The sequence below is a fragment of the Salinispora pacifica DSM 45544 genome (assembly GCF_000378845.1).
Lineage (GTDB): Bacteria > Actinomycetota > Actinomycetes > Mycobacteriales > Micromonosporaceae > Micromonospora > Micromonospora pacifica.
Genome location: NZ_KB905359.1, coordinates 4,025,320 through 4,043,756, shown reverse-complemented (window position 1 = coordinate 4,043,756; position 18,437 = coordinate 4,025,320). Strand labels below are relative to the sequence as shown.

18 protein-coding genes are annotated in these 18,437 nt (G+C 69.6%); 6 read left to right on the top strand and 12 right to left on the bottom strand.

Annotated elements, in window-relative coordinates:
* Positions 1-43: 43 nt before the first annotated feature.
* The gene (locus tag SALPAC3_RS0118555; RefSeq protein ID WP_018222685.1) at positions 44-445 is read right to left on the bottom strand and encodes an ArsR/SmtB family transcription factor; all 402 of its coding nucleotides are present in this window, start codon (positions 443-445) and stop codon (positions 44-46) included.
* A gap of 45 nt (positions 446-490) precedes the next feature.
* Here SALPAC3_RS0118555 and SALPAC3_RS0118550 point away from each other — a divergent pair, with 45 nt between their 5' ends.
* Positions 491-1,255 (top strand): SDR family NAD(P)-dependent oxidoreductase, encoded by a 765-nt coding sequence (locus SALPAC3_RS0118550; protein ID WP_018222684.1) that lies wholly within the window; start codon positions 491-493, stop codon positions 1,253-1,255.
* 6 nt (positions 1,256-1,261) lie between these two features.
* Here SALPAC3_RS0118550 and purH read toward each other — a convergent pair whose 3' ends face one another.
* Complete coding sequence (purH, locus tag SALPAC3_RS0118545; RefSeq protein ID WP_018222683.1) at positions 1,262-2,833, bottom strand: bifunctional phosphoribosylaminoimidazolecarboxamide formyltransferase/IMP cyclohydrolase; 1,572 nt, start codon at positions 2,831-2,833, stop codon at positions 1,262-1,264.
* Positions 2,830-3,450 (bottom strand): phosphoribosylglycinamide formyltransferase, encoded by a 621-nt coding sequence (gene purN / locus SALPAC3_RS0118540; RefSeq protein ID WP_018222682.1) that lies wholly within the window; start codon positions 3,448-3,450, stop codon positions 2,830-2,832. The genes purH and purN overlap by 4 nt, the downstream gene beginning before the upstream one ends.
* A gap of 213 nt (positions 3,451-3,663) precedes the next feature.
* On the opposite strand from purN, the gene SALPAC3_RS26020 reads away from it, so the two are divergent.
* Positions 3,664-4,239, top strand: coding sequence for a DUF4190 domain-containing protein (locus tag SALPAC3_RS26020; protein ID WP_018222681.1), 576 nt, complete (start codon positions 3,664-3,666; stop codon positions 4,237-4,239).
* Between the two features lie 13 nt (positions 4,240-4,252).
* Here the strand turns inward: SALPAC3_RS26020 and SALPAC3_RS0118530 are convergent, their stop codons facing one another.
* A complete protein-coding gene (locus SALPAC3_RS0118530; protein ID WP_026185702.1) occupies positions 4,253-5,521 on the bottom strand; it encodes a cell division protein PerM in 1,269 nt (422 codons plus the stop codon).
* Positions 5,522-5,744: 223 nt separating this feature from the next.
* On the opposite strand from SALPAC3_RS0118530, the gene SALPAC3_RS0118525 reads away from it, so the two are divergent.
* The gene (locus SALPAC3_RS0118525) at positions 5,745-5,996 is read left to right on the top strand and encodes a hypothetical protein (RefSeq protein ID WP_018222679.1); all 252 of its coding nucleotides are present in this window, start codon (positions 5,745-5,747) and stop codon (positions 5,994-5,996) included.
* Positions 5,997-6,056: 60 nt separating this feature from the next.
* Here the strand turns inward: SALPAC3_RS0118525 and sucD are convergent, their stop codons facing one another.
* The 3 genes from sucD to SALPAC3_RS0118510 all read right to left on the bottom strand — a co-directional run bounded on the left by sucD (position 6,057) and on the right by SALPAC3_RS0118510 (position 8,943).
* Complete coding sequence (gene sucD / locus SALPAC3_RS0118520; protein ID WP_018222678.1) at positions 6,057-6,944, bottom strand: succinate--CoA ligase subunit alpha; 888 nt, start codon at positions 6,942-6,944, stop codon at positions 6,057-6,059.
* Between the two features lie 2 nt (positions 6,945-6,946).
* Complete coding sequence (gene sucC / locus SALPAC3_RS0118515) at positions 6,947-8,125, bottom strand: ADP-forming succinate--CoA ligase subunit beta (protein WP_018222677.1); 1,179 nt, start codon at positions 8,123-8,125, stop codon at positions 6,947-6,949.
* 413 nt (positions 8,126-8,538) lie between these two features.
* A complete protein-coding gene (locus tag SALPAC3_RS0118510) occupies positions 8,539-8,943 on the bottom strand; it encodes a coenzyme B12-dependent isobutyryl CoA mutase small subunit (protein ID WP_018222676.1) in 405 nt (134 codons plus the stop codon).
* A gap of 419 nt (positions 8,944-9,362) precedes the next feature.
* Here SALPAC3_RS0118510 and SALPAC3_RS0118505 point away from each other — a divergent pair, with 419 nt between their 5' ends.
* Entirely contained in the window at positions 9,363-10,076 is a 714-nt protein-coding gene (locus SALPAC3_RS0118505) for a M23 family metallopeptidase (protein WP_033662193.1), read from the top strand.
* Between the two features lie 272 nt (positions 10,077-10,348).
* Positions 10,349-11,173, top strand: coding sequence for a M23 family metallopeptidase (locus SALPAC3_RS0118500; RefSeq protein WP_018222674.1), 825 nt, complete (start codon positions 10,349-10,351; stop codon positions 11,171-11,173).
* 51 nt (positions 11,174-11,224) lie between these two features.
* Here the strand turns inward: SALPAC3_RS0118500 and pcrA are convergent, their stop codons facing one another.
* Complete coding sequence (gene pcrA, locus SALPAC3_RS0118495) at positions 11,225-13,612, bottom strand: DNA helicase PcrA (protein ID WP_026185701.1); 2,388 nt, start codon at positions 13,610-13,612, stop codon at positions 11,225-11,227.
* A 326-nt stretch (positions 13,613-13,938) separates the two neighbouring features.
* Here pcrA and SALPAC3_RS0118490 point away from each other — a divergent pair, with 326 nt between their 5' ends.
* On the top strand, positions 13,939-14,277 hold the full coding sequence (locus tag SALPAC3_RS0118490; protein ID WP_033771500.1) for a chorismate mutase: 339 nt from the start codon (positions 13,939-13,941) through the stop codon (positions 14,275-14,277).
* A gap of 74 nt (positions 14,278-14,351) precedes the next feature.
* On the opposite strand, the gene SALPAC3_RS0118485 is transcribed toward SALPAC3_RS0118490, so the two are convergent.
* From SALPAC3_RS0118485 to SALPAC3_RS0118470, 4 genes are all read right to left on the bottom strand, one after another.
* Positions 14,352-15,362, bottom strand: a complete 1,011-nt coding sequence (locus SALPAC3_RS0118485; protein WP_018222671.1) for an ABC transporter ATP-binding protein — start codon at positions 15,360-15,362, stop codon at positions 14,352-14,354.
* On the bottom strand, positions 15,355-16,392 hold the full coding sequence (locus SALPAC3_RS0118480) for an ABC transporter ATP-binding protein (RefSeq protein WP_018222670.1): 1,038 nt from the start codon (positions 16,390-16,392) through the stop codon (positions 15,355-15,357). Before SALPAC3_RS0118480 ends, SALPAC3_RS0118485 begins: the two co-directional genes overlap by 8 nt.
* 5 nt (positions 16,393-16,397) lie before the next feature.
* Positions 16,398-17,315, bottom strand: a complete 918-nt coding sequence (locus SALPAC3_RS0118475) for an ABC transporter permease (protein ID WP_018222669.1) — start codon at positions 17,313-17,315, stop codon at positions 16,398-16,400.
* 74 nt (positions 17,316-17,389) lie between these two features.
* Entirely contained in the window at positions 17,390-18,400 is a 1,011-nt protein-coding gene (locus SALPAC3_RS0118470) for an ABC transporter permease (RefSeq protein ID WP_018222668.1), read from the bottom strand.
* Positions 18,401-18,437: the final 37 nt, after the last annotated feature.

The following is an 18,437-nucleotide window of genomic DNA, read 5'->3' as shown; positions in this document are numbered from 1 at the left end:
GGTTTCGATCTGCGAGGCACCCGACTTTCGATCTGCGGGGCCTTCAGCTTTCGATCTGCGGGGCTCCAGGCTTTCGATCTGCGAGGGGCTCGGGTAGGCCGGCTACGACGCCGACGTGACCGCCCACGTCGTCACGGTCGGCGGCACCGAGGACGGCGCCCAGCAGCCCGGGGAAGCGGGCGTCGAGGTCGCCGCCACGAAGTTCGACGAAGCAGCGGGTGCCTTCCTGTCGGGTGCGGGTGATCCCAGCATCGCGGAGCACGCGCAGGTGATGACTGAGGGTGGACTTGGCGACCGGCACGCGAAGTTCGCCCCACCCGCGTTCCCGGCCATCGGCGAGCACCCGCACCAGGCCGACCCGGATGGGGTCGTTGAGGGCCCCCAGCACGTCGATCAGGGAGATCTCGTCCGGGTCGGGATGTCGTGCCTTTCTCATGGCGACCATGCTACCTTGTTCGACGTTTTACGAACATCGAACATTGGGGTGACAGTGAACGCCAGACCCTGCACCGATCTCACCGCACACGTCGTTGTTGTCACCGGCGCCGGATCCGGCATCGGCCGCGCGACAGCACACGCGTTCGCCCACGCGGGCGCCCGGGTGCTGGGTGTCGGCCGCCGCAAGGACGCGCTCGCGGAGACCGCCGCCGGACACCCCGCGATCGCCGTCCACCCGGCCGACCTGAACGAGCCCTCAGCACCACAGGAAGTGGTTGACGCCGCAGTCGACCGCTGGGGACAACTGGATGTCCTGGTCAACAACGCCGGCGCCACCAAGATCATGCCGTTGGCACACACCACCGCCGCGGGCATCGCCGCCCTGTTCGACCTCAACGTCGTCGCGCCCAGCCTGCTGGCGCACGCGGCCCTACCGCACCTGCGCCGAAGCCGCGGATCGATCGTCAACGTCTCCAGTACCTACGGCCACCGACCCCTGCCAGGCGCCGCCCACTACGCGGCCTCCAAAGCCGCCCTCGAACAGCTCACCCGGAGCTGGGCGGCAGAACTCGCGGCGGGCGGGATTCGGGTCAACGCCCTCGCTCCCGGCCCGACCGAGAGCCCGGCGCTGGCTGCCGCCGGACTCTCCGACGCGGCCATCGAGGAGATCAAACGAGAAGAGGCTGCCCGCATCCCCCTCGGTCGCCGCGGTAATCCCGAAGAGGTCGCCGCGTGGATCCTGCGCCTGGCCGACCCGGCCAGCACCTGGCTGACCGGGCAGGTCCTCACTGTCGACGGCGGGCTGGAACTGACCTGACCTCGGTCAGTGGAAGAAGTGCCGGGTGCCGGTCAGGTACATGGTCACGCCGGCCGCCTCGGCGGCGGCGATGACCTCCTCGTCCCGGATCGAGCCGCCGGGCTGGACGATCGCCCGCACTCCGGCGGCGAAGAGGATCTTCGGCCCGTCGGCGAACGGGAAGAACGCGTCGGAGGCGCACACCGCCCCGCGCGCCCGTTCGGCACCGGCCCGCTCCACCGCCAGCCGGGCCGAGTCGACCCGATTGACCTGCCCCATGCCGACGCCGACGGTCGCGCCGTCGCGGGCCAGCAAGATCGCGTTGCTCTTCACCGCTCGAACCGCCCGCCAGGCGAAGGCCAGGTCCCGCAGGGTCGCCTCGTCGGCGGCGTCTCCGGTCGCCAGCTGCCAGGTGGCCGGGTCGTCGCCCGTGGCGTCCACCCGGTCCCGCACCTGTACCAGCATCCCACCGGTGACCGGTCGCCACTCCGCCGACGCCGGGGCGTAGGCCGGGGCGCGCAGCAGCCGCACGTTCTTCTTGCCCCGCAGCACCTCAAGCGCGTCGGGTTCGAACTCCGGCGCGACAACCACCTCGGTGAACACCTCCGCCACCTGCCCGGCGAGCTCGACGCCGACCGGCCGGTTCACGGCGATCACGCCACCGAAGGCGGACACCGGGTCACAGGCGTGTGCCCTACGGTGCGCCTCGGCGACGTCCGCGCCCACCGCGATGCCACACGGGTTGGCGTGCTTGATGATCGCCACCGCCGGCTGGTCGGGGAAGTCGTTGGCGGCCCGCCAGGCGGCGTCGGCGTCAACATAGTTGTTGTACGACATCTCCTTGCCGTGCAGCTGCTCGGCCTGGGCGAGCCCGGCCGGGCTCGACGGGTCGGTGTAGAGGGCGGCCGGCTGGTGCGGGTTCTCCCCGTACCGCAGCACCGCGTCGCGGCGCAGCGCCAGGCCGGCGAAGCCCGGCCACGGCGCGTCCTCCTCGACCAACTCCCGCGCGCACCACTCGGCGACAGCCACGTCGTAGTCGGCGATCACCGCGAACGCCCGGGCCGCGAGCGCCCGGCGCTGCGCCAGGGTGAAGCCACCCGCCCGTACCGCCGCCAGCAGCTGGGGGTAGCCCGACGGGTCGGTCACCACGGCGACCGAGGCGTGGTTCTTGGCGGCGGCCCGCACCATCGCCGGGCCACCGATGTCGATCTGCTCGACGCACTCGTCCTGCCCCGCCCCGGAGGCGACGGTGGCCTGGAACGGGTACAGGTTGGACACCAGCAGGTCGATCGCTCCGATGCCGTGCTCGGCGAGCTGCCCAACGTGCGATTCCTTGCGCAGGTCCGCGAGGAGACCGCCGTGGATCTTGGGGTGCAGCGTCTTGACCCGGCCGTCGAGGATCTCCGGGAACCCGGTCACCGAGTCCACCGCGGTGACCGGCACACCGGCACCGGCGATGGCCGACGCGGTGCTTCCGGTCGAGACGATCTCCACGCCGGCGTCGTGCAACGCCTGGGCCAGCTCGGCCAGACCGGCCTTGTCGTAGACGCTGACCAGCGCCCGCCGGATCGGGCGGCGCTCGTCCTGACTGGAACTCACGGAACCGTGACCTTTCTTCCGGTGATCGTCCAACCTGCACGGACCAGGCGGCCCACCTGCTCGACGAGCTGGCGGCGCTCGGCCTCTTTGATGCGCTCGGTGAGCGTCTGCTCGTCGTCGCCGTCCCGGACCGGCACCGCGACCTGGGCGACGATTGGGCCGGTGTCCGTGCCCGCGTCGACGAAGAAGAGGGTGGCCCCGGTGATCTTCACCCCGTAGGCGAGCGCGTCGCGGGGCCCGTGAATGCCGGGGAAGGCCGGCAGCAGGGTGTTGTGGGTGTTCAGATAGCGGTCGCCGAACGCGGCGAGGAAGTGCGGGCCGACCAGCTTCAGGAAGCCGGCGGAGACGACCAGGTCGGGGGTGTGCTCGGCGACCCGCGCGGTGAGCGCGGCGTCCCAGTCGGAGCGGGTCGGATAGTCCTTCACCCGCTCAACGAAGGTCGGCACCCCCACCGCCGCGGCCCGGTCCAGCCCGGCGATGCCGTCGCGGTCCGCCCCGACCGCGACCACCCGGGCCCCGTACCCGGGATCGGTGCCGGCGTCGAGCAACGCCTGAAGGTTGCTGCCGGAGCCGGAGACGAGAACGACGATACGGGCGGCAGACGCGGGCTCAGGCACCGGACAACCCTATCGGGGTGGCCCGGCCGCCGGTCCGCTGGGCGGCAAGCCGACGCTGAACCCTCGACCGGACCCGGTACGCTGCCGGTCGCTCCCACGCGCACCGATGGCGACAGTCGTCCCGATGCCGCACCCGTTCGAAGGAGTATCGAGAGATGCAGCCCGCGATCCCGCCCCAGTCCTCGAACTCCTACTGATTTACCGGGGAAACACATGCAGCCCGACCCATCCACCCCGCAGTCCGACCCATCCACTCCACCGGCCGACCCATCCACCCCACCGGCCGACCCGTACGCCCCACCAGCGGACCCGTTCCACCCACCAGTCGACCCGTGGGCGCCACCGGCCGACCCGTACGCCCCACCGGCTACCCCGGTTTCCAAGCAGCCGTACCCTCCGCCGCCGGTGAACCCGTACGCCGCGCCCACCACACCGCCGAGCCCACCACCGGACCCGTACGCTGCGCCCACCGCTCCGCCGTACCCGGGGCCCTACGGTGGGGTGCAGCTGTACCCGAACGCGGGTTACCCGCTCCCGGCGGGAAGGCAGAACTCGCTCGGACTACTGTCCATGATCCTCGGCATCGCGTCGGTCCCGCTGGCCTGCTGCTATGTCGGCCTTCCGGTGGGCATCGCCGCGGTGGTGACCGGATGGCTCGGCCAGCAAAAGGTCGAGCAGGGGCTCGCGGACAATCGTGATCAGGCCATGGCCGGCATGATCTGTGGAGCGATCGGGGCGCTGCTGGGCCTGGGCTGGGGTGTCCTGAACATCATCGGGCTCGCCCTCTAGTCGCCTCGACGGGTCAGCCGCGGGACAGGAACCGGGCCGCCACCACGCCGCCCAGCACGCCGGTCCCGGTCACCACGGTCGCCACCACCGCCACCTGCCACGGCACCGGTCCGACCTCCGCCAGCCGGCCCGCACCGAGCGGGCCGGCGGACGCCGCCGCCGCGGCCCCCACCAGTAGGCCCACCACCGGGCCGGCGAGCACCACCGGGCGCAGCAGCGGCCCCCACTCTCCCCGGGCACTGTCGCTGCCGGACCGCAGCACCCGACGGGTCAACGACCAGCCCGCCACCATCCCGACCAGAACCGGCGCCGCGAGCAGGCCCGTCCCCAGGCCGTCCACCGGTCCACCGGGGAGGCCCGCCACCAGCGGCAGGGCCGGCAGCGCCCCCACTGTCACCTCGCTGGTCTGCACCGTGGTGTCGACGCCAACCGCGAAACCGGGGCCGAGCAGGTAGCTGGTTGACCAGATCGCCGCGTTCGGGGCGTACGCCAGGTTGACCAGGGTGATCCCGGCCTGCCCCGCCACCCCGGTGTGGTAGGCCGCGATCAGGTCGGCCGCGTCACCGCCACCGGTCGCCACCGCCAGCCCCGCCACGCCGGCCCCCGCCGCAAGTAGCAGCAGCGCCGCGACCAGACCGGTCCGGATCCCCTCCCGCAGCGCTAGCGGCGCCCGCGCGGCGAGCAGGTCACCGAGCCCGGTCGTGCGAACCGCCCCGACGAGGGCGGCAACGGTGGCGACCGCGGCGAGGGTCAGGCCGGTCCGTACCGGCGACACATCCAATGTCCCACCGGCTACCAGCAGGGCGGCGAGCACTCCGAGGAGGGTGTAAGCGATCCCGACCGCCCCGGCGGCGATGAACGCACGCTTCGGTGACCTGCTGCCCCGGGCGCCGATGGCCCGGGTGACGTGCACTCCGGCCCGGATGAGTCGCCAACCGGCGAGCAGGGTCACCGCCAGCGGGGCGAGCCCGAGCGGACCGGCGTCCGTCGTCAGCGGGACGCCGTGCCCGAGTAACCAGCCGGCCAGCCCGACCCGGACTGCGTCCGGCAGGTTCGACGCACCCGCACCGAGTTGGAAGAACCAGAGCACAACTGCCACCGGTAGCCAGGAGGTGAGCGCCGCACCGACCGCGGCGACGCCCGCGGCGACGGCCAGCGGCGGACGGCTCGGCGGCCCGCCCGCCCGTGGCGCGGGTACCCGGCGAGCCGGCCCGGGTCGCCCCGGCGGACGGGCGCCCATCCGGGGGGCTCGGCCGGGCTGGTCGGGGGTGACAGAGGACATCAGGTCTACTCTGACATGCCGTGGGGGTGGCAGCAGGTCGATAAACCCCCCGGGCGGGTTCGAGTTGCGCGATCCACCGTCTCCTGCCTCCGATCCGGTCTAGCCTCGGCCACAGGACGCCACCGTGGCCGACCGGTGGGTCAAGTGGGGACCTCCACCACCGGAGGTGTTGACCGTGCCCCCGCAGCCCGGCGGGCGCGGCACCGATGCGAGGAGGCACGCCGTGACCGCTGCATATCCGCCGTCCGGCACGGCGGCGGGCAAGGATCGGACGACGCTCTGGGGCGTACTCGGCATCGTCGTCGGCCTGCTCTGCTGCGGCGTACTCGGGATCGTCTTCGGCTACCTGTCAATCCGCGATGCGCGGCGCTTCGGTAACTCGCCGGTGCTCGGTTGGTTGGGCATCGCCTTCGGCGTGTTCAACATCATCGCCAACGGCTTCTTCTACCTGGGCGGCAGTAATCCGTTCAGCTGAGTTGACGACCGGAGGGACCAGCCGTGGGCGGCTGACCCCTCCAGCGGTCGTCGCCGGGGCTCAGCCCGCGGACATGATCTCCCGCATCAGCCGGGCCGTCTCGGTCGGAGTCTTGCCGACCTTGACGCCGACTGCTTCCAGCGCCGTCTTCTTGGCCTCCGCGGTGCCGGCCGAGCCGGAGATGATCGCACCCGCGTGCCCCATCGTCTTCCCGGGCGGTGCGGTGAAGCCGGCGATGTAACCGACCACCGGCTTGGTGACGTTCGCCTTGATGAACTCGGCAGCCCGCTCCTCGGCGTCGCCACCGATCTCACCGATCATGACGATCGCGTCGGTGTCCGGGTCGTTCTCGAACGCGGCCAGCGCATCGATGTGCGTGGTGCCGATGATCGGGTCACCGCCGATACCGACACAGGTGGAGAAGCCGATGTCGCGCAGCTCGTACATCATCTGGTAGGTCAGCGTGCCGCTCTTGCTGACCAGGCCGATCCGGCCGGCGCCGGTGATGTCGGCTGGGATAATGCCGGCGTTGGCGGCGCCCGGCGACACGATCCCCGGGCAGTTCGGCCCGATGATGCGGGTCCGCTCACCCTGCGCCACGTTGTACGCCCAGAAGGCGGCGGTGTCGTGTACCGGCACGCCCTCGGTGATCACCACGGCGAGCGGGATGCCGGCGTCGATCGCCTCGATCACCGCACCCTTGGTGAACTGCGGCGGCACGAAGATGACCGTCACGTTGGCGCCGGTCTCCCGCATCGCGTCGGCGACGTTCGCGAAGACCGGCAGCTGGGCGCCGTCGAAGTCAACGGTGGTGCCCGCCTTGCGCGGGTTCACCCCACCGACGATGTCGGTGCCCGCGGCGAGCATCCGCCGGGTGTGCTTGGAACCCTCGGAACCGGTCATCCCCTGCACGATGACCTTCGAGTCCTTGGTCAGCCAGATCGCCATTGTCAGACCCCCGCAGCGGCCAGCTCGGCGGCCCGCTCGGCCGCACCATCCATCGTGTCGACCCGCTGGATCAGCGGGTTGTTCGCGCCGTCGAGAATCGCCCGACCGGCCTCCGCGTTGTTGCCGTCCAGGCGGACGACCAGCGGCCTGGTCACCTGCTCGCCCCGCTGCTCGAGCAGGGCCAGCGCCTGCACGATGCCGTTGGCGACCGCGTCGCAGGCGGTGATCCCGCCGAAGACGTTGACGAATACGCTCTTCACCGCGGGGTCGGAGAGCACGATCTCGAGGCCGTTGGCCATCACCGCGGCGCTCGCACCGCCACCGATATCGAGGAAGTTCGCCGGCTTCACGCCGCCGTGCCGCTCACCGGCGTACGCGACCACGTCGAGGGTCGACATGACCAGTCCGGCGCCGTTGCCGATGATGCCGACCTCACCGTCGAGCTTGACGTAGTTGAGGTCCTTCTCCTTGGCGGCCTGCTCAAGGGGGTCCACCGCGGCCTGGTCAACCAGCGCCTCGTGGTCCGGGTGCCGGAACGCCGCGTTCTCGTCCAGGCTGACCTTGGCGTCGAGCAGGAGCAGCCCGCCCTCGGCGGTCTTGGCGAGCGGGTTCACCTCGACCAGGGTCGCGTCCTCGGCGACGAACGCCTGCCACAGGTCCACCGCGATCTCAACGGCCTGGTCGGTAACCTCGGCCGGGAAGCCGGCCTGGGTGACGATCCGCCGGGCCGTCGCCGCGTCCACGCCGACGTTCGCGTCGATGGGCGCCTTGACGACCTTCTCCGGCGTCTCGGCGGCCACCTGCTCGATGTCCATCCCACCGGCGACACTGGCGATGCAGAGGAAGGTGCGGTTCGCCCGGTCCAACAGGTAGGAGAAGTAGTACTCCTCGGCCACGTCCGCGGTCACGGTGATCATGACCTTGTGGACGGTGTGCCCCTTGATGTCCATGCCGAGGATGTCGGTGGCCCGGGCCACCGTCTCCTCCGCGCCCTCGGTCAGCTTCACCCCGCCGGCCTTGCCCCGGCCACCGACCTTCACCTGCGCCTTGACAACCACCCGACCGCCGAGGCGTTCGGCGATCGCGCGGGCCTCCTCCGGGGTCGTGGCGACGCCGCCGGCGAGCACGGGCAACCCGTGCCGCTCGAACAGGTCCCGCCCCTGGTACTCGTACAGGTCCACGATTGCGCGTCCCGTCCCGTCTCCGCGGCGCGCCGTCGCGCCGCCACCAGCGTATGGAAAACAGTTTGACGCCTGTCATCAGTTGTAACAGGCCATTGAAGTCAGCCTAGCGAGGTCGACACCACCAACGACCAAGCGGGTACGTGGTGTGCGGTTCTGCACAGCTGACTTGCCCGCACCCGCCGTTTGGCCGAGTGTCAACCTTCCGGACGATGTTTTCCCCGGCACGTAACCCCGGGGGTTCAGGCCTCGTTGAGTCAGATGTCGAAGCGCTGATCAGCGCGGCGACGAGACGGCCGATGCCCTGTCGGTCGAGGGGTGGCGGCGGGGCATCGTGCATAGAGGGGCCGGGCGTGTGAGGGGTGCGTCCGGCCTCTCCCCCTGCCCGGCCCGCGAAACCCCCGGGCCGATCGTCAGGCGACGGCCTGCGCCACGTTCTGCCGGACCCAGTCCACGATCGACCCCGTGGTGGCCCCCGGAGTGAAAATCTTCGCCACGCCTATCTGCTGCAGTTCCGGGATATCGGTGTCCGGGATGATGCCCCCGCCAAAGACGACGATGTCTCGCGCGTCTCGCTCGGTAAGGAGCTCCAACACCCGCCGGAAAAGGGTCATGTGCGCCCCGGACAGAACGGAAAGTCCGACCGCGTCGGCGTCCTCCTGGATCGCGGTCTCCACAATCTGCTCCGGGGTCTGATGCAGACCGGTGTAGATGACCTCCATCCCGGCGTCCCGGAGGGCACGCGCGACGACCTTTGCGCCGCGGTCATGGCCGTCCAGGCCCGGCTTGGCGACGACGACCCGAACACGAGAGCTCATCTGCGCATCCCTTTCACCGGCTCCGCGGCTTGACCTTAACGAACGGTAACCCGACCGGTCCGGGCCGCGGAATCCGGGCCGCCGAACACCCCCGCCACCTCGGTGCCCGTCCAGCCAGCGGAACCAGGGATGCCCCGAGTAAGTCAAGTCGGACGGCTCCACCTTTCGGTCACCCTACGCGACGAACGGGATGAGATTGGGGACACCTTCACCGGCTTAGGCCCAGGACAATAGTGGATACAAACGGACAGAACATCACACCAATTTAGCGATGCGGCTTGTGACGGACGTGGTGGTTAGTTACCGTGTCCAACGGTTGTCATCAGGTCCATGGACGGGTGACGACGCGGTCGGTGGAGTTCATCCAGCTTCGCGAACCCCGCCCGATCGCCTCGATACCCCGACAACGGAGGGTGTGCGTGCGCCAGCGCCTGTCGTCTGAGCCCGATAGATATCGCGGCCGCCGCCGCGTACCCACCCCACCGCGGAGCCGCTACGCCGCAGTGGTTACCACTGCCCTCGTCGGCGCCAGCGGGGTCGCCCTCTTCGCCGGCAGCGCCCTTCCCGACGCCAAGAGCGTCAGCCCGACAGTACTGGACGAGCTCAAGGCGGCTTCGGCGCTGAGCGAGGACGCCGCAGAGCGCGCCAACGCCGCCGACCGCTCGTCGCGGGACGGCGAGCGGTTGAGCTCGGAGGCGGAGTCCGGAGTCTGGTGCCTCCCGCTGAAGGACTACGACTTCAACTCCCCATACGGCGTTCAGGGTGAAGAGCTGCATACCGGCGTGGACCTGGTCGCACCGGAGGGCACCCCCTACGTCTCCGTCCATGACGGCACCGTCACCAAGGCCGGCTGGTTCGGCGGCTACGGCTACACGGTGATCGTCGCGCACGCCGACGGCAGCGAGGCCATCTACGGCCACTCCTCCACCCTCAGCGTGCAGGAGGGACAGCAGGTCAAGGCCGGCGACCAGCTCGGCCTGGTTGGCAACACCGGCCTCTCCTACGGCTCCCACCTACACCTTGAGGTCCATGTCAAGGGCGAACCGCTCGACCCGGTGCCCTGGCTGATGGAGCGCGGAGTGGACATCAAACTCCAGATGGAACCTTTCTACAGCGATGTAGCCATTCCCTGACGCTGTGTAGTGCCCTACCGCCGCCCGGATCGAAGGATCCGGGCGGTTTTTCTCTCCACCAGCCGGCGAAGGTGTTTGGGGTCACTGCCAACAGTGTGACTGAACCCACGTACGAGCCGGGGTCGCTGCCGCCGCTATTCGCGACACGGGCCGACATAGCTCCGCTGATCGCACCGGACCGAGCCCGCCCGCCGGCCCCTCGTCTCCGGCCGGCTCCGGACGGACCTCAGGATGTCGAGGTCACGTGCCCCTACGAGCAGTGAAGGTCCGCTGTGCAGAACGACACCTCCCGCTCGCGCAGGAACACCGCCCCGGCCCGCCATCGGCGACCGATCAACACCCGAGGTCGGATACTGCGGGCCACCGCGGTAGCCGGACTCGCCCTCGCCGGAGTCGCGTTAACAACGATCACCGGCGATGACCAGGACGCCACCCCGAACGATGCCGTCAACGTCGACCTGCAAGCCCAAGCCGAGGCCCGGGCCAAGGCCGAGGCCGAGGCCGCCGCTGAAGCCGAGGCCGCCGCCCGCACCGCGGCAGCCGCCCGCGCCGATCGCTCCGCCCGAAAGTCGGCGAGCAGCAGTCCGAGCCCGATCGCCTCGGCGAGCCCGAGCGCCTCGGCGAGCCCCACGGCGCAGCCCTCGGCCAGCACGACACCGAAGGTGACAGCCAAGCCGACAACCACCGCGTCGACACCGACCTGGGTCATCCCGATGGCCGACGCCACCATCACCTCCTGTTACGGCCCCCGGGGAGGAATGCTGCACGCCGGCATCGACTTCGCCCTGCCCGCCGGCACCCCGGTCCGCGCCGCTTTCGGCGGCACCGTGACGAAAGCCGGCGACGCCGGTGACGGGTACGGCATCTCGGTCGTCATCGACCACGGCACCGGATATCTGACCCACTACGCCCACCTGAGCACCGCGAAAGTGAGCATCGGCGACCCGGTCGACGCCGGTGACACCATCGGCCTGGAGGGCTCCACCGGCGACTCCACCGGCCCGCACCTGCACTTCGAGGTGCATCAGGGCCAGCTGTGGAACCAGATCGACCCGGCGCCGTTCCTCCGCGAACGCGGCGTCGACGTGGCCTGCTGACCGAGCGCCTCCCGGGGCCGACGGCGGCCGAACAGCACCCGGGCCGTCCGCTCAGAGTCGATCGATCGGTGCGTGCCGGAGCACCAGCCAGACTGTCTGGTCGCCGAAGTCGATCTGAGCACGGGCGCCAGGGCCGTGTCCTTCCACCGCGAGCACCCGACCCAGCCCGTACCGCTGGTGGTTGACCCGGTCGCCGACCGCGACCCGCGGGGGCGCCGACGGCAACTCGCTGGCCGTGGCGAGGCGGCTACCGTCCACGCCGAGCCGACGCGCCAGCTGCGTGGCCTTCGGCGTGCCCCCGGTGAAGCCGCCCTGCCCCCGGTCCGCGCGACCGCCCACGCCCCCACCGCCGCCGGCCCACGAGGTGTACGAGCCCTCGGTGCGCTCCCAGCGCACCAACTCCACGGGCAGTTCCGCAAGGAACCGGGACGGCGCATTGTAGGCCGGCTGGCCCCACGCCGAGCGGGTGACCGCCCGGGACAGGTAGAGCCGCTGCCGGGCCCGGGTGATCCCCACGTACGCCAGACGCCGCTCCTCCTCCAGCTCATGGTTGTCGCCGAAGGTACGGGCGTGCGGGAAGACCCCGTCCTCCAAACCGGTCAGGAACACCACCGGAAACTCCAGCCCCTTGGCGGTGTGCAGCGTCATCAGGGTCACCACCCCCTGGTGCTCCGGGTCGTCGGCGGGCAACTGGTCCGCGTCGGCCACCAGCGCGACCTGCTCCAGGAAGCCGGCGACGGTGGCTCGCTCGCCCTCCTCGCCCAGGCCCTCCACCCGCTCCGTGTACTCCCGGGCCACGCTGACCAGCTCCTGGAGGTTGTCGACCCGGCCGGCATCCTGCGGGTCCAGGCTCTCCTCCAGCTCGGTCAGGTACCCCGACCGGTTGAGCAACGCCTCCAGCACCTCCTCGGGTGCGCTGGTCTCCGCGACCTCCCGGGCACCATCGAGCAGCGCGATGAACTCCGCGATGCCGTTCGCCGCCCGGGTGGAGATGCCCGGCGCGTCCTTGGCCCGGCGCAGAGCCGCGCCGAAGGAGATCCGGTCCCGGCTGGCCAGCGCCTCGACACACGCCTCGGCGCGGTCCCCGACGCCCCGGCGGGGAGTGTTCAGCACCCGACGAAGGCTGACCGTGTCGTCCTCGTTGACCAACGCCCGCAGGTAGGCCAGGGCGTCCCGGACCTCCTTCCGCTCGTAGAAGCGGACCCCACCGACGACCTTGTAGGGGAGGCCGACGCGGATGAACACCTCCTCGAAGACCCGGGACTGGGCGTTGGTGCGGTAGAAGACCGCCACGTCCCCCGGCCGGGTGTCGCCGTCGTCCACGAGCCGGTCAATCTCCCGGGCCACCCAGTCGGCCTCGGTGTGCTCGGTGTCGGCGACGTAGCCGACGATCGGGTCACCGGTCCCGGCCTCGCTCCAGAGCCGCTTGGGCTTACGGGAGGTGTTTCGGTCGATCACAGCGTTGGCCGCGTTCAGAATGGTCTGGGTGGAGCGGTAGTTCTGCTCCAGCAGGATTGTCCGGGCATCGAGGAAGTCCCGCTCGAACTCCAGGATGTTGCGGATCGTCGCGCCCCGAAACGCGTAGATCGACTGGTCGGCGTCGCCCACCACGCAGAGCTCCGCCGGGTCGAGCCCGTCGGTACCCGACACCAGCTCCTTGATCAACACGTACTGGGCGTGGTTGGTGTCCTGATACTCGTCAACCAGCACGTGCCGGAACCGACGCCGGTAGGTCTCCGCGACGTGCGGATGCGACTGGAGCAGGTGCACCGTGGTCATGATCAGATCGTCGAAGTCCAGTGCGTGCGCCTCCCGGAGCCGCCGCTGATAGAGCGAGTACGCCTCGGCGAGCGCCCGCTCGTTCGGCCCCTTGGCCCGGGCGGCGAACTCCTCGGGGTCAACAAGTTCGTTCTTCAGATTGGAGACCTGGGCGGCCAGCCCCCGCGCCGGGTAGCGCTTCGGGTCTAGGTCCAGCTCCCGGGTGACCAGCTGCATCAGCCGACGGGAGTCGTCGGCGTCATAGATCGAGAAGGTCGACTTCAGGCCGGCGTGTTCGTGCTCGGCCCGCAGGATGCGGACACACGCGGAGTGGAAGGTCGAGACCCACATCAACCGAGCGCGCGGCCCGACCAACTGGGCCACCCGCTCCTTCATCTCGCCCGCGGCCTTGTTGGTGAAGGTGATCGCGATGATCTCGCCTGGGTGCACCTGTCGCTCCGCGAGCAGGTACGCGATCCGATGGGTGAGCACCCGGGTCTTGCCGGAGCCGGCCCCGGCCACGATGAGCAGCGGTGACCCGGCGTGGGTGACCGCCTCCCGCTGGGGGCCATTCAGCCCGTTGAGCAGCGCCTGCGGGTCGAGGCGCACCGGAGTGGGCCGGCGCGGCGGAGCAGGGTCGGGCGCGGACGAGGACACGGGAAGGTCAAAGAGAGGATGCATCGCACGGCGAGTCTATGCCGTCGCCCCGACGAATCCCTTCGGCCACGGCCCGGATGTGCGACGGCGCGCCCGCCGCGCCCCGGTCCTCCCCTTCGGGTGGCACCGGCCTCCCCGGCCCGGGCTTTCCTTGCGCCGTCAGGCGGGAGCGGGCATACTCGGGTCCGTGTTCGATCAGCGCGACTACTTTTACTACGGCCCGGAGAGTCCGGTAGCCGTGGGTCACGCTTGATCAACCAAGACCTACGAAAAGGCCCCGGGCTCGCGAGCCCGGGGCCTTTTCGTCTCGGGATCCGGGCACCAGCGCCCGACACCCGAAGGGTACGACGATGATGACAGGCGTGGCGGAGCAGAACGGCAACACGGACGGAACGAATGGCGCGGCGGGCACCGATGGCCGCGACGCCGGCACGAAGGAACCGTTGGCTGCAGCGCAAATCGCGAATATCCGGCAGCGGATCGACGAGATCGACGGCACCCTGATCGACCTCTGGCAGGAGCGGGCCCGGCTCTCCCAGCAGGTCGGCGTGACCCGGATGGCCTCCGGTGGCACCCGCCTGGTGCTCTCCCGGGAGCAGGAGATCCTGGAACGCTTCCGGTCCGCGCTGGGGGCGGATGGTACCCAGGTCGCTCTCCTGCTGCTTCGTGCCGGTCGTGGCCCGCTCTGATCCGGCGGCCCGGTAGCGGAACGGAACCGGGGCGTCGGCCAGGAATGGCCAACGCCCCGGTCACCGTAGCGCTGCTACCGCTGCGCGTGCACCACGTCCCGAACCTCGGCGAAGTGGCAGGCACTCGGGTGGGCCGAACTCTGCCGGACAGCCAGCGCCGGCTCCTGCTGGGCGCAGATCTCCTGCGCCTTCCAGCAGCGGGTCCGGAACCGGCAGCCGGAGGGCGGGTTGGCCGGCGACGGAACATCGCCGGTCAGCACGATCTGGTCCCGCAGACCCCGAAGCTTCGGATCCGGCACCGGCACCGCCGAGAGCAGCGCCTGCGTGTACGGGTGGGTGGGGTTCTCGTAGATCTGGTCCTCGGTACCGATCTCAACGACCCGACCGAGGTACATCACCGCGACCCGGTCGGCGATGTGCCGAACCACGGACAGATCGTGTGCGATGAAGATGTACGAGAGCCCCAACTCGTCCTGAAGCTTCTCCAGCAGGTTGATCACCTGCGCCTGGATCGACACGTCCAGGGCGGAGACCGGCTCATCACACAAGATGATCTCCGGGTTGAGCGCCAGGGCGCGGGCGATACCGATGCGCTGGCGCTGGCCGCCGGAGAACTGGTGCGGGTACCGGTTGATGTGATCGGGGTTCAGGCCGACCAGATCCAGCAGCTCCTGAACCCGGGCCCGCCGCTTGGGCTTCGCCAACACCTCGGGGTGCACCTCGAACGGCTCGCCGACGATGTCGCCGACGGTCATCCGCGGGTTGAGCGACGTGTACGGATCCTGCATCACCAGCTGGATGTTGCGCCGGCCACGACGCCGCTCGGCGCCACCGACCTTCGCCATGTTCCGGCCCTGCACGAACAGGTCACCAGAGGTGGGCGTCTCCAGCCCCACCAGCATCCGGGCCAGGGTCGACTTGCCGCAGCCGGACTCGCCGACGATGCCGAGAGTCTCGCCCCGGCGCAGCTGCAGGTTGATCCCATCGACCGCGCGGACCGCGCCGATCTGCCGCTTGAAGAGGATCCCCTGGGTAAGCGGGAAGTGCTTCACCAGGTCACGGGCCTCCAACACGATGTCAGACATCGGCCTTGACCTCCTTCCAGAAGTGGCAGGCGGAGCTTCGGGACGGCGCCACCTGATACAGCGGCGGCACCGGGTCCCGACGGCAGGCGTCCTGCGCGTACCGGCACCGGGGGTTGAAGGCGCATCCCTTCGGGATGTCGGTCAGCAGCGGCGGCAGCCCCTTGATGGCGGAGAGTTCCTGGCCCTTGAGGTCCAGGCGGGGAATCGACTCCAGCAGACCCTTGGTGTACGGGTGGGAGGGGCTCTCGTAGATCTCCCGGACCGGAGCCTCCTCAATGACCCGGCCGGCGTACATCACCGAGATCTGGTCCGCCACGTCGGCGACCACACCCATGTCGTGGGTGATCAGCAGCAGGCCCATGTTCCGTTCCCGCTGCAGCTCGGCGAGGAGGGACATGATCTGGGCCTGCACGGTGACGTCCAGGGCGGTGGTCGGCTCGTCGGCGATCAACACCTCCGGGTCGAGCGCCAACGCCATGGCGATCATGACACGCTGCCGCATACCACCGGAGAACTGGTGCGGGTACTCGTTCACCCGTTGCTTCGCCGCCGGAATCTTGACCAGGTCAAGCAGCTCGACGGCGCGCACCTTGCTGTCCGCCCGGGACATGCCCCGGTGCTTACGGAACAGCTCGCCGAGCTGGAAGCCGACCGTGAACACCGGATTCAGCGCGGAGAGGGCGTCCTGGAAGATCATCGCGATCCGGTTGGCGCGGACCTTACGCCGCTGCGCCTCCCGGAGCTTGAGCAGGTCAACACCGCGGTAGCGGATCTCCCCGCCGGTGACGAACCCGGGTGGGCTGTCCAGGATGCCCATGATCGCCTGAGCGGTGACGCTCTTACCGCAGCCGGACTCACCGAGAATCGCTCGGGTCTCGCCGGCCCGCAGGCTGAAGTTGACGCCGTTGACCGCGCGGGCGATGCCGTTGCGAGTGCGGAACTCTACCTGCAGGTTCTTGACCTCAAGCGGCAGGGCATCCGCGTCAAGGCCGGGCAGGGCGTCCAGCTTGACGTTCACATCAGTGCTCATGGCGCTCACCGGAACTTCGGGTCGAGGGCGTCACGCAGGGCGTCACCCATGAGAATGAAGGACAGCACCGTGCCAATCAACAGTCCGCAGGGGAAGAGCAGCAGCCACGGATCCTCCAGGAAGTAGACCTGGTGGGCCGAGATCATGATGCCCCAGGACTGCGTCGGCGGCTGGAGCCCGATACCGAGGAAGGTCAGCGTGGCCTCCGCGGCGACGAACGAGCCCAGCACGATCGTGGCGTACACCAACATCGGCGCGATCGCGTTCGGCAGGATGTGCCGGAACATCAACCGGCCGTTACCCGCCCCGACCGCCTTGGCGGCCTGCACATAGTCCAGGTCCTTTGAGGAGATGACGCTACCGCGGATGATCCGGGCGATCGTCGGCCAGCTCAGCAGGAACAGCACCAGGGCGATGGTGAAGATGTTCTGCTGCTTGATCACGGTCAGGAAGACGATCGCGCCGAGCAGGAACGGCAGCGAGAAGAAGATGTCCATCAGCCGGGAGATGAGCCCGTCCACCCAGCCGCCGTAGTAGCCGGCGAGGAGGCCCATCAGGCCGCCGAAGAGCACGATGCCCCCGGTAGCCATGATCGCGATCACCATTGATGGCCGGGCGCCATAGATGGCGTGCGAGTAGTAGTCGCAGCCCTGGATGTTGAAGCCAAACGGGTGCTCCCAGCTCGGCGCGATCCGAGACTGGTCGGTGTGGCACGCCCGCGGGTCCTGACCGGTCCAGAGCTTCGGGAAGGCCGCCATCGTGCTGACCACCACGATGTAGAGCACGGCGAGCATGAAGACCGGGTCGCGGGCCAGCTGCCGGCGGGCATCCGCCCACAGGCTGGCGTTGCGCTCCTTGCCGCTCTTGCTCGTCTTCCCGGGGGCACCGCCGACGGCGGTGCCGGCACTCGTCGCGTCACTCATGTCCCACCTCGTTTCGCTTCGCCCTGCCGCGGATCGCCGGTGTCACCGGCCCCCGGTTACTGACCACGGTGCCGTCACTCATAGCGGATCCTCGGGTCGAGCACGGCGTACAGGAGGTCAACCAACAGGTTGGCGAGCAGAACGACCAACACCAGCATGGTCACCACGCCGATGACCACGGACGACTCTCCCTCCCGGGCGGCAGCCGTCACCAGCCGACCGATACCGGGCACGTTGAAGATGGTCTCGGTAACCACCGCACCGGCCATCGCCGAACCGATGTCGACGCCGAGGTACGTGATCACCGGGATCAGCGAGTTACGCAGCGTGTGCACGCCGATGACCCGCTTGTTGGCCAAGCCCTTTGCCCGGGCGGTCCGGACGAAGTCCGCCCGAATGTTCTCCATGATGCTGGTCCGGGTCAGCCGCGCGGTGGTGGCGAGCGCGACCGAGCCGAGCACCATGCCGGGAATCAGGAGGCTGGCGAAGGGGTAGTCCGGCTTGAAGCCGGGGCTGAAGAACCCGTACGCGACAACGTCGGGGAGCCACTCCTGATCACGCAGAATGTTGCCGAACTTGACCCCGATGAACTCTCGCACCACCACGCCGAGCACGAAGATCGGCACAGAGATCACGAAGACGGTGCTGATCTTCACCAGGTTGTCGGCGAAGCTGCCGCCCCGCAGACCCGCCCAGACGCCGGCGGCGATACCCACGACCGCCTCGAAGACGATCGCGATCACCAGCAGCTTCAGGGTGTACGGAATGGCATTGGCAACCAGCTCGGTTACCTCCTGCTCCCGCAGGTCGATGCCGAAGTCGAAGTTTAGGAAGACTCCGCTCACCCGGTCGAGGAAGAGCCCGAAGCAGGGGTTGCCCTTCTGCTCGAGGCAGGGGTCACCGTAGCCGAGGCGTTCGGTGATCGACTGGAGTAGGGCCGGCGGCGGGGTCCGGTCGCCGAAGATGGCACGGACCGGGTTCCCACTGAACTGAATCGCCAGCGAGGTCATGTAGTGGAGCAGGAACATGGTGCCCAGCACGGTCGGAATGAACTGGAGCAACCGTCGAATGACGTAGCGCCCCATGTCGGGGTCTCCTCTCGGCGCTGATACGGCGGCAACG